Below are 12,491 nucleotides of genomic sequence, written 5' to 3'. Positions count from 1 at the left end.
GAAGGTACCCCTTCATGCTGCAAGAACAACTACCCACCCCGCTGCTGGAGCAGGTGCAGCAACGCCTGGCCAGGTTGCTCGGCCCAAGCTGCATCGTGACGCTGGCCAGCAGCGAAAACGACCAGGGCGTGAGCCACTACCATCTGGCGATCCAGCACGAAGGTCATGGAATATCCCTGGAAGACAGCGGCATCATCAGCGCAGATTTCGCCGATCGCCTGCTTGCCATGGTCGGCCAGGTAAGCACCTTGCTCGATTCAGAAACACTCAAGCACATGGCCAGCGCTGAGCCATCGCGCCCGCTCGTGTGGATCAGCGACCGGTCAGGACCGTGTCAGACGCAACCTTCGGCCAGCACCTGAGCCCGGGTGATGACATTACCGAAGTGATGCTTCCACAGCTCGATGCCCATTTTCCCTGAACGATCCAGGGAAGACCCCACCGTCAGGTCGGTAATCAACGTCGGCATGAGCCCTTCGTCGAACAGGGCAAAGCCGGCGGCAAGCACGCACGTCTCGGTCTGCAACCCGCAGACCAACACCCGCTCCGCGCCCAGCCCCCTGATGTACTCGATGGTCTCGGCAGTCTGCCTGTAACCCTGTTTGACAAAGACCTTGTCAGCCTCGACCAGGCACTCGTCTTCTGCTGCAGGGTGCCAGCCAAGCTGCCGCTCGAACGGCGTGACCTGTTCATCATGCAACTGGAGCGAGGCAATGGTCGGGATCGTCGCAGACAACGCGCGCACACCATCGACCAGCCACTCGGGCGGGCTGAAGGTGGACTGTACATCGACGATGAGTAAAACCTGCCGCATGGCTGTCTCCGGGGCGCTGGCAAAGGTACGGAGTATACCGTTGCTGGTGGCCGATGACGCCCTTGACCAGCACCCCGCGTTGCACCACTGATGAGTCAAGTTGCGGTTTTCTAGAACTTTTTTCGGTTTGAAGGTCTATGTGAACAGGCAGATGAAGATTGCTGGCTCCCTCAGGGTTTGCCCGCGACGTCATGGCCAACGTCCCAATGTCTATCAGAGGTTGTCTTCGCTCATGAAAATCCATGTCCCACGGATAGTGCTCCTGGGCCTGTTCGCGTTCGCGGCAATGGGCTCGGCATCTGCAACACCGGCGAAGGCGTCAATGCCGCTGCTCGCAACCAAGGCCACCTCTTCTCAGGCCCACATCGAGGACGCCAACAGCCCTTGGCCGAGCCTGGCGAGCGTAGCAGCCGCGCAACCCGCTACGCTGCTTGCCCATGATGACCGTTACCGGCGCGACGGCCACTGGCACGACCGTAGAGACGACTGGCGTCGTGACCAATGGCGGCGCGACCAATGGCGCCGTGAGCAGGCGCGCCGTGAAGCGGAACGCCGCCGCGACTGGCAGCGCCGCCATGAGCGGGCCATGCACCACCGCTACGAAGCCGATCACCACTACTATCGCCGCTGATTCTGGTTGGAATCAAAGCCTCATGGGTCTTTCGTGCAGTGTGGTCCCGAGCACCACGCCTTGAGATTTGAGATTTATCAACAGTTCAAGTCCCAAGGTTTCAACGGTGCCCGGTTCGATGCCGGCACGTGCTGCCAACCCTGCCAGGTGTTCACGCCCGCTCACTTGCCTTTCCTGCAAAGACACCAGCAACGCATGGGCCAGCGGCGCAAGGCGCGAGAAATGCACCTTGTGGTCTGCGCCGCGGCAGGCCAACAGAAGGGTCGGCGTTGTCGGCACCTGCGATGGAATACGCCCAGGGCCGATATGGCTGACCGGCCACGCGTAGGCAAGTGGTGCAGCAAGGCAGGACAATAACGGTACGCCCTGAAGCAGGTCACCGTTCGGGTCATGCGCCAGGTCTGTGCCATCACTGAGCATCAGCACCGTCTCGATCCATTCATAATGGGCCAGTTCGGCCACCCAGCCCGGCTGGTCGGCACGGTTTTGCAGGTATTCGACCAGCTCGCCAGCCACTTCGGTGAACAGCGGCGTCTGGCAGCGATGGTTGGCGTAGAAGCTTTCAATCAGCGCCAGCCACCGCTCAGGTCCCAGGCTAGCCTGCAGCACCGGAAAGCTGCCGGCCAGCAGCGACTGCACATTGCCGAAGAACAGCCGCCGATACACCGCCAGGCGCCGCGCCTCGATGCCCGGTGGCGGCGGGTTGGACTGCGGGTCACGGATGAACCGGGCCATCCGCATCTGCTGCTCGCGCAAGGTATCAGCCATGGCGCACCTGCGGCGCGCTTGCAGCGGTTTGCAGGTCGCGAATGTAATCCACCTCAAGCAACAGTTCGGCCAGCGGCGGCAGGTTGAAATCGCGCTCCAGCAGGGTCGGCACAGCACCCAAATGCTCATAGGCACGGGCCAGCAAGCGCCACACGTCCTCCTTCACGCTCGCACCGTGGGTATCGATCTTCAGATCCGGTGCTTCATCGTAGTGCCCGGCCACGTGCAGGCACACCACCCGCTCGGCCTGCACGCGGGCGAGGAAATCGGCAGCGTCATAGCGGTGGTTGCAGGCATTGACGATCAGGTTGTTGATGTCAAGCAACAGGTCGCAGCCGGCTTCTTCGAGCACGGCGCTCAGGAACTCGATTTCGCTCATCGCCTGGTACGGTGCAGCGTAATAGGAGATGTTTTCCACCGCGATGCGCCGGCCGAGCGCGTCCTGCACCTGATGGATGCGCTCAGCGGTATGGCGCACGGCTTCGTCGGTGAAGGGCATGGGAATCAGGTCGTAGAGATGACCGTCATCGCTACAGTAGCTCAGGTGCTCGCTGAACAGTGGCACGCGATAACGGTCGAGAAAATCGCGGATCTGCCGTAGAAAAGCGCGATCCAGAGGCTCAGGCCCGCCCAACGACAGGGACAAACCATGACAAGCCAGCGGGAAACGCTCAGCCAGGCGCTCCAGGCCTTTGCCATAACTGCCGCCTACACCGATCCAGTTGTCAGGGGCGCATTCGAGAAAGTCCACGGCACCGGGGGCCATGGTCAGCAACTCAGGCAGCAGCGCCCGGCGCAGACCAAGGCCGGCGCCTTGCAAGGGAAGGGATGTGCTCATGGCGTGCTCCTTGAAGCGACCACCCTCCCGGGCCTATCAGCGCAGGGAGGATAGCGCTGGTGGTCAGTCCTGGCCTGGCTCAGTCAGCTACAGATGGGGCACGCGAGGCATCGCCACACTTGCCTTCACCACACTTGCCTTCGGCCTGGGTAGCCTTGGCCTTGGCATCGCTGGCGCCACATTTGCCCTCGCCGCATTTACCTTCGGTCTGGGTGGCCTTGGCATGGGCGCTGTCGGCGCCGCACTTGCCCTCGCCACATTTGCCCTCCCCGGCCTTTTCGGCAGCAGCGAGCTGGTAGCCCTGCGGCAGTGCTTCGACAGCAAAGGCCGATGCGGTCAGGTTGATGCCGCCCACCAGTGCGATGCTGAGCAGGCCAAGGCGGGTCTTGTTGGGGAACTGGATACGGGACATGGTGCTTCTCCGGATAGGTGCGCGGCCAAGCCGCGCGGTCATGCCTCAAGGGCGATTGCGCCAGAACTACAGGCCGTCGGGCTGTTCATTCGGGTTGGCTCATTTGGCCTGAGGCATGTATCCGTGACGTATCGGCAGAACGAGGCATTTGTAAGCAAGTGGCTTGGCAAAGCGCCTTGATACAGAGTGATACACAGGCGTGTCTGCCAAAGCGAAACCGACAGGCCGCGTCAGGCCTCACAGCACCCATCATCGAGTGCCTCTATCAAACCATCCAGCCTATCGATTTGACTGCGTCAAATTGCCTCAGATAACGTGCGCCGCTCTACGAAGTCGATCGAGCTTGTCTGTTTTGCCCTTCTTCTGAATACCTCGCTAACTGCCCTGCGCGCTCTCTGTTAATCCCGACCCGCTGCATGCCTCACGGCGTGACCGTCGTCCTTGTGTTCGAGTTACTGAAATGTCCGTCAATACGCCCTCCCGCATCACCGAGCTGGTCATCGAAGCCGGCACCCGCAAAGCCCACCTGCCCGCCCGCGCCACGCTCATCCTGGGTTTTCTGGCGGGCGCATTCATTTCAATGGGGTTTCTGCTGCACATCCATGTCAGTACCATGATTCCTGCCCCCTGGGCCTCGTTGGGCAACTTGCTGGGCGCCGCGGTATTTCCGATCGGGCTGATCCTGGTCATCCTGGCAGGCGGCGAATTGCTCACCGGCAACATGATGAGCCTGCCCCTGGCGATGTTCGCCCGGCGCATCCGGCTGGTGGACGTCGCGCGCAACTGGCTGCTGGTGACCGTGGCAAACCTGCTGGGCGCGCTGTTCGTGGCGTACTGCTTTGGCCACTTGCTGGGGCTCACTGAAGGTGCCTACCTGAACAAGACGCTGGCAGCGGCAACCAGCAAGACCAGCGCCGACTTCCTCCACGCATTCGTTTCGGGCATCGGCTGCAACTGGCTGGTGTGCCTGGCAGTGTGGCTGGCGTATGCCAGCCGTGAGATGAGCGGCAAGATTCTCGGCATCTGGTTCCCGATCATGGCCTTCGTCGCCATCGGCTTCCAGCACGTGGTGGCCAACATGTTCCTGATCCCAGCTGCGATCTTCGCCGGTTACCTGAGCTGGGGCCAGCTGGTGCACAACCTTGCAGCAGTCTTCCTGGGCAACGCCGTGGGTGGGGCGATCTTCGTCGGGTTGGCGTACTACGTCTCCTTCGGCACCTCGGTAGAAGAACAAGCCGCCACGCGTTAAGCCCGCCGTTTGCCATGGGTGGCGCAGCCTGCGGTCAAGCAGTGGCCGAGACTGCACACTGCCGCAAGCCCCGAATAAAACCTGAACGTTTGCCGAAAGCCTCCAGTCGCAGGAAATAGACGCACTTGATTGCGCGAATGCATTCCTGACCGTGAGGTTTTCCCATGAACACCAACCCCCAACAGGGTGTCGATGGGCATCCCATCAGCCTGACACTCAACGGCGAACGCACGTCGCTACACGTCCAGCCATGGACGACCCTGCTCGACCTGCTGCGTGAGCAACTCGATCTGATCGGCAGCAAAAAAGGTTGTGACCATGGCCAGTGCGGCGCCTGCACGGTGCTGCGCGACGGCAAGCGGATCAATGCCTGCCTGACCCTCGCCGTGATGTGCGACGGCGCCGACCTGGTCACGGTCGAGGGGCTGGCCCAAGGCGAGCAACTGCACCCCATGCAGCGTGCCTTCATCACCCATGATGCCTTCCAGTGCGGCTATTGCACGCCCGGCCAGATCTGTTCGGCAGTCGGCCTGGCCCATGAAGGCCGCGCCGTTACCCGTGAAGCCATTCGCGAACACATGAGCGGCAATCTGTGCCGCTGCGGCGCCTACAGCAATATCCTTGCTGCGGTCGAAGAGGCATTGCCGCTGGTGCAGGCGACCGCCAAGCCTCAGGGAGGGCCGAACCCATGACCCCTTTCAGCTACCACAGGCCTGCATCGGTCAGTGAAGCGGTAAACATGGCGGACGAATCCACCCGCTTTATTGCCGGCGGCACCAACCTGGTCGATCTGATGAAGGAGAACGTGGTTAACCCGCAGCGCTTGATCGACATCACCGCCCTGGACCTGCACGGCATCGAGCCCACCGCCAACGGCGGCGTTTTGATTGGCGCATTGGTCAGCAACGCCGACCTTGCCTGGAATGCGGTGATCGAACAGCACTACCCGTTGCTGTCACAAGCCATCCTTGCAGGCGCATCACCGCAGTTGCGCAACATGGCAAGTACCGGGGGCAACCTGTTGCAGCGTACGCGCTGCTATTACTTCTATGACACCGGCACCCCCTGCAACAAACGTGAGCCAGGAAGCGGTTGCCCTGCCCGCTCGGGTCTCAACCGCATCCACGCCATTCTCGGCGCCAGCGATACCTGCGTTGCCACGCACCCCTCGGACATGTGTGTGGCGCTGGCAGCACTCGATGCCGTTGTGCACGTGCAAGGCCGCGCCGGCTCACGGCTGATCCCCTTTACCGACTTCCATAGCCTGCCAGGCAACACGCCGGAGCGTGACAACCAGCTGTCAGCCGATGAGCTGATTACCGCGATAGAACTGCCACCTGCTGAGTTTGCGCAGCACTCTCACTACCTGAAGATTCGCGACCGTGCCTCGTACGCGTTTGCACTGGTATCGGTCGCTGCCGCGTTGAAGTTCGATGGCGACGTCATCCAGGAAGCCCGGGTGGCTCTGGGAGGCGTAGCGCACAAGCCTTGGCGAGACACAGCTGTGGAGAAAACCTTGCAAGGTCAAAGGGCTTCCCACGCCCTCTTCGCGCGCGCCGCCCAGGCATGGCTGCAGATGGCAAAACCGCTGAGCCACAACGCTTTCAAAGTGGAACTCGCCAAACGTGCGATCGTCCGTGCGCTCAGTGAAGCCGCAGGCGACGCCAGCATTCAGAGGACGACGCCATGACCCAGACGACCAATGTGGTGGGCAAACCCCTGGACCGCGTGGATGGCGTTGCCAAGGTGACTGGCAAGGCGCGGTACGCCGGTGAGTACCCCGAGGCCGGGCTGCTTCACGCCAGTGTGGTATCGAGCACCATCGCCCGCGGCCGGGTGCGCTCGATCGACGCTAGCCAGGCACTGCAGTTACCCGGCGTGGTCGCGGTGCTGCACCACGCCAATCGCCCACGCATTTCCAGCTATGACGACGACTACAGCGATGCCGACTCAGCCGAAGGCTCCCCGTTCCGGCCGCTATTCAACGACCGTGTACTGTATAGCGGGCAACCGTTGGCACTGGTGGTCGCCGAGAGCCTTGAGTTGGCACGCCATGCCGGCGCCCTGGTGCGCATCGACTACAGCGAAGAGCCGCACCAGACCGACCTGTTCGCGGTGCTCGACCACACGCACCCGGCACCCGCTCAAACGCCAGAGCCGCGCGGTGATTTCGCAGGGCATTACGCTCAAGCCGCAGTACGTGTCGATGCCACCTACGACACGCCCATCGAGCATCACAACCCGATGGAGCCCCACGCGTCGACCGTTTTCTACAAAGCTGGAGACTCCCTGGAAATTCATGACAAGACCCAGGGTACGCAGAACTGTCAGGACTACCTGCACAAGGTGTTCGGCCTGCCCAAACAGAACATCAGGGTGCTCGCCGCCTTTGTCGGCGGTGCCTTTGGCTCCGGGCTGCGGCCGCAATACCAGTTGCCGTTGGCAGTCATGGCAGCCCTGCACCTGAAACGTTCGGTGCGCCTTGCCCTCACACGCCAGCAGATGTTCACCTTCGGCTATCGTCCCCGTACGCAGCAGCGGCTGCGCCTGGGTGCGGCGGCGGATGGCAAGCTGCTGGCAATTGCCCACGACGCGCTCGGCCAGACATCGCGCTTCGAAGACTTCACCGAACACCTGGTGGAGTGGAGCGGCATGCTCTACCACTGCGACAACGTTGCGCTCGGTTATCGCCTTGCGCCGCTCGACGTATATACCCCGCTGGACATGCGTGCGCCGGGTGCCGCGTCCGGCGTGCTCGCACTGGAGTGCGCGATGGATGAGTTGGCATGCGCTGCGAACCTCGACCCGCTCCAATTGCGTCGACGCAATTTTGCCAGCCACAATGGCAACGACGGCAAACCCTATTCCAGCAAAGAGCTGTTGGCCTGTTATGACCAGGGCGCCGCGCGCTTCGGCTGGGGCAAACGCCCCCCAAAGCCTCGCAGCATGCGAGAAGGCAACCAATTGATCGGCTGGGGCGTGGCCGGCGGGGTCTGGGAGGCGCTGCAGATGAAGGCCAGCGCCAAGGCCTGCTTCGACAGCTGCGGGCATTTGACCGTCAGTAGCGCCACCACTGACATAGGTACCGGTACCTATACGGTGATGACCCAGATTGCTGCGGACGCTGCGGGGGTCTTGCCCGAGGATGTGACCTTCCTGCTGGGCAACTCCTCACTGCCGACAGCGCCGTTACAGGGCGGCTCGTTCACGGTGTCTTCGGTGGGTTCGGCAGTGCAGCAGGCCTGTCAGATCCTGCGCACCAAGGTGCTGGAACTCGCGCGCCAGAATTTCCCCGAAATAGCGGCGACGCCGGCAGAGAATGTGGCGTTCGCGCAAGGCTACCTGCAAGCGGGGAAACACCGTATTGCCATCGCCAGCATCGCCGCAACGGCCAAGGACGGCGAGCTGCAGGTGCAGATCGACGCCGAGCCCGGTGCCGGACGCCAGCCGTTCTCCACCGCTACCCATTCGGCCGTCTTCGTAGAGGTACACGTTGACGAAGACCTGGGTACGATCAAGGTCATGCGGGTGGTCAGCGCGGTGGCCGCCGGGCGTGTGGTCAACCCGAAAACCGCCCGTAGCCAGATCCTCGGAGGCGTGGTCTGGGGGTTGGGCATGGCGTTGCAGGAAGAGACGCAAACCGATCATGAACTTGGTCGCATCCTCAACCACAACCTGGCCGAGTATCACATCCCGGTGCATGCCGATATCGCTGACATCGAGGTGATGTTCGTGGAAGAGCACGACGACATCGTCAATGACCTGGGTTCCAAGGGCGTAGGCGAGATCGGCGTCGTTGGAGTCGCGGCGGCGGTTGCCAATGCCGTTTACCATGCTACCGGCAAACGCGTGAGAGCGTTTCCGATAACGCTGGACAAAGTGCTCTAGCAGCGGGCGGGGTTTGCGGGATCGGGCGCCGCGCAGGCGGCGCTCGAGTCAAGGGTACTGGAGAATTCCAGGCATACCTGCATCCCCGCCTTCAACATCAGAGTTTGAAGCGAACGTGAATGGTGCTTTTATCTGTGCCCCCATCAATCGAGATCGCCGAGCTGCCATAGCCTGAATAACTTCTGACAAGCCGCATGCCAAGGCCCGTTCCGCTAGGTTTGGGATAATTTTCGGGAAAACCGTCACCCTCGTCAGTGACGGTGATCAACGCGTGGTCACCTGCATCCCGCACGCTGACCTCGATGGTGCCTTTGCCGTATTTCAAGGCATTGGTGATCAGCTCGGAGATGACCAGGCCCAACGGCGCCATTCTTGCTGGCAGCAGGGTGAATGCGTCAGCGTCAAGGACGATCTTCCGGTCGGCCAGTGCCCTCCCCAGGTCACCGAGCAAGGCTCCGAGGTAGTCGCCGGCAAGCACCTCTTGATCGGCCGTCTGATAGAGCCGTTCATGCACGCTGGCAATGGTCACAACCCGACCCGCTGCCGTTTCCAGTTGCAGCTTGACCGCGGCATCCGGCGTCAGGTTCGCCTGCAATAGCAACAGGGTATTGACCAGATGCAGGCTGTTCTTGACGCGGTGATGGATTTCTTCGAGGTGCAGGTCGTTCTTGTTGAGCCTGGAGTTCTGTGCATCGATCAGCGACAGCAACTGAGCCTCATAATGGTGCCGTTCGGTGATGTCCCTGGATACCGCAATGAGTTTTTCGACCTGGCCATCGGCGTTCAACACGGGGGCAACGGAGACATCCCACCATTTAGGCGCCTGCTGACCGGTAGGGCAGAACCCTTCGAAGCGGGTCGACTCGCCTCTGGCGACTTTTTCCAAGGCCTCCTGGACGACCGGGCCCGACTCGGCAGGCCAAAGCTGCAACCATGGCTGCCCTTTGATCTCTGCCAGGTCGGCGATATGCATCAACGCCAACCCGGCGTCGTTCATGAACTCGATGTGACCGCTGCTGGACAACACGTTCACACAGTCCGGGCTGGCGTTGAGCATGCTTTCCGAATAGGGGTCGGCCAGCTGAGGATCATCCCCAGCGGTCAGCCGCTCAACCGCCATGGAGATAACGTTGGAGATCCCTTCCAGGAACACCAGATCGCTTTCGATGAAATCCTCACCATCGCTACTGTCTGCCTCAAGTACCCCAAACGGCATCAATGCGCCCCTGATAGGCACGTTGATGGCACGCTCGATACCATACTTTTTCAGCAATTCTGGCGTTCTGAAGCGCTGTTCCTGGCCCAGGTGGTTCGAAATCACAGGCCGATAGGTTTGAATGGCAAACCCGGCAGGGCTGGCCTCGTCGGCCCCCACTGTCGCGTGGCCAATATCGGACTCATCCCACCCTACCCCATGCGACAGCAGAAACCTGTCGCTATCGGGAATCGGCATCAGGACCTTGGCGAATCGGGTGTGCATGCCTTTGGCCACCAGTGCGCAAGCCTGGTCAAGCACGTCATCCAGGTTGGTGGATTTAAGCGACATGACCGCGTACTCGACCACCAGCTCGTGCTGCCTGTGCAGCCGGGCTTGGGATTTCCTGAGTGCGGCACGAATGGTCTCGTCAGGGGGCAGCTGCTGCATCAATAGTCTTCCAGGGCGCTGAGAAATGCCGTTCTAAGGTTAGCCTTTGCAGAAACGGCCGTAGGCTACATCAGATCTGGTGTAACACCGCTGATCGCTTCGGTGCAACCACCAACATTGATGTACGCATGCCCCTTGCCTGCGCTTTGATCATGCAAGCTGGATATAAACCGAATAACTGCCCAGCAACAGCCAGAACCCAAGAAAGATCCAAGGCGTACGCAGCGAAAAAAGCAGGGACTTGCGATGCCCTGCACGGGAGGTTTCCGCCTCGCAAAACAGCGGAGATTCGTCATAGGCCAGGCCCATCATGGGTTCACTGAGCAGAAGATGGCTTTGCTTGAGCTGCCAGTGATCGATGATCCGATAGGCCGCGCGAATGCCAGGCCATGCATTGAGCGTACTCATCACGCCCAGCAATGCGAGAAAGGCGGGCACCAGCAATGTGAACATCTCACCCCAGCTCTGGTTCAGGTTGCCCATGGACGACACGTAAGCGATGACCAGAAACGACTGGGCGGCCAGGTAGGCATCGGTGCGGTTGGCCAGGATGGTGGTCTCGTACTGAATTTCCCTGCGGTAGAAGTCCAGCCGCTCCTTAGGCGAACCGAACATCCTCGCATTGTGTTCATCGATCTCGTGTTCAGGGGTGGTAGGGGTGATGATTCGAGGCACGTGGCGACTCCTGGTGTTCGCTGAGCCATACCGGGTGGCGGTAGGCGCTTGAGCGGTAGAACAGCGCGCACAACGAAAATTCAGTCGCCATGCCCAGGCCAACCGTCCGTCGTTCAAACACCGGATCCCGTCCAACAAACCCTTGTCACATCTTTCGAACAGGTATGAGCCTTCCAACTGCAGGAGCTTGCACCATGCGTGACTACCCTACCCCTCCGTTTCCCTCACAACCGCAAAGCGTCCCGGGTTCGCAGCGCAAGATGGAACCCTCCCCGGACTGTGGCGAGCACACCTACACCGGCAACGGCCGACTCAACGGCAAGATAGCGCTGATCACGGGCGCCGACAGCGGGATCGGGCGTGCAGTCGCCATCGCCTACGCCCGCGAAGGCGCAGACATTGCCCTCGCCTACCTTGATGAGCACGACGATGCGCAGGAAACCGCCCGTTGGGTCCAGGCTGCGGGCCGGCAATGCCTGCTGCTGCCCGGGGATCTGGCGCGCAAACAGCACTGCTACGACATCGTCGACAAGACCGTGGAGCAGTTTGGTCGTATCGACATTCTGGTCAATAACGCCGCGTTTCAGATGGCGCACGACAGCCTCGATGAAATCGACGATGACGAATGGGTAATGACATTCGACGTCAACATCACGGCCATATTCCGCATTTGCCAGCGGGCGCTGCCATCGATGCCCAAAGGCAGTTCGATCATCAACACCAGTTCGGTCAATTCCGATGACCCATCGCCCAAACTGCTGGCCTATGCCACCACCAAAGGCGCCATCGCCAACTTCACCGCCGGGCTGGCCCAATTGCTGGGAGACAAAGGGATTCGGGTCAACAGCGTGGCACCAGGCCCGATCTGGACCCCACTGATCCCTGCCACCATGCCCGATGAGGCAGTGAAAAACTTCGGGTCGAGCTATCCGATGGGCCGGCCGGGCCAACCGGTTGAGGTAGCTCCGATCTACGTCTTGCTCGGCTCCGATGAGGCCAGCTACATCTCTGGCTCACGCTATGCCGTTACGGGCGGAAAACCCATTCTTTGACCTGCAAGGCCGTGATTCCACAACCGCGATGAGGTGCACCATGAACGCTATCGATCTGCTGATTCAAGACCACAAACTGGTTAAAAAGCTGCTGGACGAACTGTCTTCAACCACCGAGCGCGCCGTCAAGAAGCGTGCCGAACTCCTGCATCGGATCGAGCAGGAGTTGCAGATCCACACCGCGCTTGAAGAAGAGATCCTTTACCCGGCCATCAAACAAGCCGGGGGCAAGGAAGAAGCGAAGATGTACTACGAGGCAAAAGAGGAACACCGCACGGTCGATGCGCTGGTGTTGCCGGACCTGCTGCACACCGAAACCGGCACGCTCGAATTTGCAGGCCGCGTCAAAGTGATGAAAGAGTTGCTTGAACACCATATCGAAGAGGAGGAAGACGAGTTGTTTCCCACGGCGAAAAAGCTGTTGAGCAAAGATCTGCTGGAAGAAATGGGCCAAGCCATGGAAGCGCAAAAAAAGATGCTCAAGGGTGAGCAGCGTGCCGCTTGAATTCAAAGCAGCCA

Annotated in this window: 14 protein-coding genes and 1 pseudogene; 8 read left to right on the top strand and 7 right to left on the bottom strand. The window is 60.9% G+C overall.

Annotated elements, in window-relative coordinates; genetic code table 11:
• The first annotated feature begins 14 nt into the window (after positions 1–14).
• A complete protein-coding gene (locus tag ACMGGN_RS08170) occupies positions 15–362 on the top strand; it encodes a hypothetical protein (protein WP_251962581.1) in 348 nt (115 codons plus the stop codon).
• Here ACMGGN_RS08170 and ACMGGN_RS08165 read toward each other — a convergent pair.
• On the bottom strand, positions 335–814 hold the full coding sequence (locus ACMGGN_RS08165) for an isochorismatase family protein (RefSeq protein ID WP_046786049.1): 480 nt from the start codon (positions 812–814) through the stop codon (positions 335–337). The two genes, ACMGGN_RS08170 and ACMGGN_RS08165, sit on opposite strands and share 28 nt — an antisense overlap.
• Before the next feature lie 322 nt (positions 815–1,136).
• Between ACMGGN_RS08165 and ACMGGN_RS08160 the strand changes: the two genes are divergently transcribed.
• The gene (locus ACMGGN_RS08160) at positions 1,137–1,445 is read left to right on the top strand and encodes a hypothetical protein (protein WP_305955515.1); all 309 of its coding nucleotides are present in this window, start codon (positions 1,137–1,139) and stop codon (positions 1,443–1,445) included.
• 12 nt (positions 1,446–1,457) lie between these two features.
• Here ACMGGN_RS08160 and ACMGGN_RS08155 read toward each other — a convergent pair whose 3' ends face one another.
• From ACMGGN_RS08155 to ACMGGN_RS08145, 3 genes and pseudogenes are all read right to left on the bottom strand, one after another.
• Entirely contained in the window at positions 1,458–2,213 is a 756-nt protein-coding gene (locus tag ACMGGN_RS08155) for a DUF2063 domain-containing protein (protein WP_414156653.1), read from the bottom strand.
• The gene (locus tag ACMGGN_RS08150; protein ID WP_046786046.1) at positions 2,206–3,051 is read right to left on the bottom strand and encodes a DUF692 domain-containing protein; all 846 of its coding nucleotides are present in this window, start codon (positions 3,049–3,051) and stop codon (positions 2,206–2,208) included. Before ACMGGN_RS08150 ends, ACMGGN_RS08155 begins: the two co-directional genes overlap by 8 nt.
• Before the next feature lie 82 nt (positions 3,052–3,133).
• Positions 3,134–3,463, bottom strand: a pseudogene (locus tag ACMGGN_RS08145) (hypothetical protein); the annotation flags it as partial.
• A gap of 460 nt (positions 3,464–3,923) precedes the next feature.
• On the opposite strand from ACMGGN_RS08145, the gene ACMGGN_RS08140 reads away from it, so the two are divergent.
• From ACMGGN_RS08140 to ACMGGN_RS08125, 4 genes are all read left to right on the top strand, one after another.
• Positions 3,924–4,712, top strand: coding sequence for a formate/nitrite transporter family protein (locus ACMGGN_RS08140; protein WP_046786045.1), 789 nt, complete (start codon positions 3,924–3,926; stop codon positions 4,710–4,712).
• 164 nt (positions 4,713–4,876) lie between these two features.
• On the top strand, positions 4,877–5,404 hold the full coding sequence (locus ACMGGN_RS08135; RefSeq protein ID WP_414156652.1) for a (2Fe-2S)-binding protein: 528 nt from the start codon (positions 4,877–4,879) through the stop codon (positions 5,402–5,404).
• Complete coding sequence (locus tag ACMGGN_RS08130; protein ID WP_115274648.1) at positions 5,401–6,402, top strand: FAD binding domain-containing protein; 1,002 nt, start codon at positions 5,401–5,403, stop codon at positions 6,400–6,402. The genes ACMGGN_RS08135 and ACMGGN_RS08130 overlap by 4 nt, the downstream gene beginning before the upstream one ends.
• Positions 6,399–8,600 (top strand): xanthine dehydrogenase family protein molybdopterin-binding subunit, encoded by a 2,202-nt coding sequence (locus ACMGGN_RS08125; RefSeq protein WP_414156651.1) that lies wholly within the window; start codon positions 6,399–6,401, stop codon positions 8,598–8,600. Before ACMGGN_RS08130 ends, ACMGGN_RS08125 begins: the two co-directional genes overlap by 4 nt.
• A gap of 97 nt (positions 8,601–8,697) precedes the next feature.
• On the opposite strand, the gene ACMGGN_RS08120 is transcribed toward ACMGGN_RS08125, so the two are convergent.
• The 3 genes from ACMGGN_RS08120 to ACMGGN_RS08110 form a co-directional block, all read right to left on the bottom strand.
• Positions 8,698–10,245, bottom strand: coding sequence for a sensor histidine kinase (locus ACMGGN_RS08120; RefSeq protein ID WP_414156650.1), 1,548 nt, complete (start codon positions 10,243–10,245; stop codon positions 8,698–8,700).
• Between the two features lie 150 nt (positions 10,246–10,395).
• Positions 10,396–10,920 carry a hypothetical protein gene (locus ACMGGN_RS08115; protein WP_046786040.1) on the bottom strand — a complete coding sequence of 175 codons (525 nt, stop codon included), beginning with the start codon at positions 10,918–10,920 and terminating at the stop codon, positions 10,396–10,398.
• Positions 10,889–11,011, bottom strand: a complete 123-nt coding sequence (locus ACMGGN_RS08110; RefSeq protein WP_256658422.1) for a hypothetical protein — start codon at positions 11,009–11,011, stop codon at positions 10,889–10,891. The genes ACMGGN_RS08115 and ACMGGN_RS08110 overlap by 32 nt, the downstream gene beginning before the upstream one ends.
• Before the next feature lie 103 nt (positions 11,012–11,114).
• Here ACMGGN_RS08110 and ACMGGN_RS08105 point away from each other — a divergent pair, with 103 nt between their 5' ends.
• Both ACMGGN_RS08105 and ACMGGN_RS08100 read left to right on the top strand, forming a co-directional pair.
• Positions 11,115–11,972, top strand: coding sequence for an SDR family oxidoreductase (locus tag ACMGGN_RS08105; RefSeq protein ID WP_115274645.1), 858 nt, complete (start codon positions 11,115–11,117; stop codon positions 11,970–11,972).
• 40 nt (positions 11,973–12,012) lie between these two features.
• A complete protein-coding gene (locus tag ACMGGN_RS08100; protein ID WP_046786038.1) occupies positions 12,013–12,477 on the top strand; it encodes a hemerythrin domain-containing protein in 465 nt (154 codons plus the stop codon).
• The last annotated feature ends 14 nt before the right edge of the window (positions 12,478–12,491 follow it).

This window comes from Pseudomonas sp. BNK-30 (genome assembly GCF_047456185.1).
GTDB classification, from domain to species: domain Bacteria; phylum Pseudomonadota; class Gammaproteobacteria; order Pseudomonadales; family Pseudomonadaceae; genus Aquipseudomonas; species Aquipseudomonas putida_E.
The sequence above is the reverse complement of the archived record's forward strand: the minus strand, read 5'-3'. Positions and strand labels throughout refer to the sequence as shown.

Bases quoted from the DNA above. Each gene is read 5' to 3' on its own strand.
- ACMGGN_RS08135 (WP_414156652.1), top strand. From the start codon at position 4,877: ATGAACACCAACCCCCAACAGGGTGTCGATGGGCATCCCATCAGCCTG.
- ACMGGN_RS08170 (WP_251962581.1), top strand. From the start codon at position 15: ATGCTGCAAGAACAACTACCCACCCCGCTGCTGGAGCAGGTGCAGCAA.
- ACMGGN_RS08140 (WP_046786045.1), top strand. From the start codon at position 3,924: ATGTCCGTCAATACGCCCTCCCGCATCACCGAGCTGGTCATCGAAGCC.
- ACMGGN_RS08160 (WP_305955515.1), top strand. From the start codon at position 1,137: ATGCCGCTGCTCGCAACCAAGGCCACCTCTTCTCAGGCCCACATCGAG.
- ACMGGN_RS08110 (WP_256658422.1), bottom strand. From the start codon at position 11,011: ATGGCGACTGAATTTTCGTTGTGCGCGCTGTTCTACCGCTCAAGCGCC.
- ACMGGN_RS08155 (WP_414156653.1), bottom strand. From the start codon at position 2,213: ATGGCTGATACCTTGCGCGAGCAGCAGATGCGGATGGCCCGGTTCATC.
- ACMGGN_RS08150 (WP_046786046.1), bottom strand. From the start codon at position 3,051: ATGAGCACATCCCTTCCCTTGCAAGGCGCCGGCCTTGGTCTGCGCCGG.
- ACMGGN_RS08130 (WP_115274648.1), top strand. From the start codon at position 5,401: ATGACCCCTTTCAGCTACCACAGGCCTGCATCGGTCAGTGAAGCGGTA.
- ACMGGN_RS08165 (WP_046786049.1), bottom strand. From the start codon at position 814: ATGCGGCAGGTTTTACTCATCGTCGATGTACAGTCCACCTTCAGCCCG.
- ACMGGN_RS08105 (WP_115274645.1), top strand. From the start codon at position 11,115: ATGCGTGACTACCCTACCCCTCCGTTTCCCTCACAACCGCAAAGCGTC.
- ACMGGN_RS08100 (WP_046786038.1), top strand. From the start codon at position 12,013: ATGAACGCTATCGATCTGCTGATTCAAGACCACAAACTGGTTAAAAAG.
- ACMGGN_RS08120 (WP_414156650.1), bottom strand. From the start codon at position 10,245: ATGCAGCAGCTGCCCCCTGACGAGACCATTCGTGCCGCACTCAGGAAA.
- ACMGGN_RS08125 (WP_414156651.1), top strand. From the start codon at position 6,399: ATGACCCAGACGACCAATGTGGTGGGCAAACCCCTGGACCGCGTGGAT.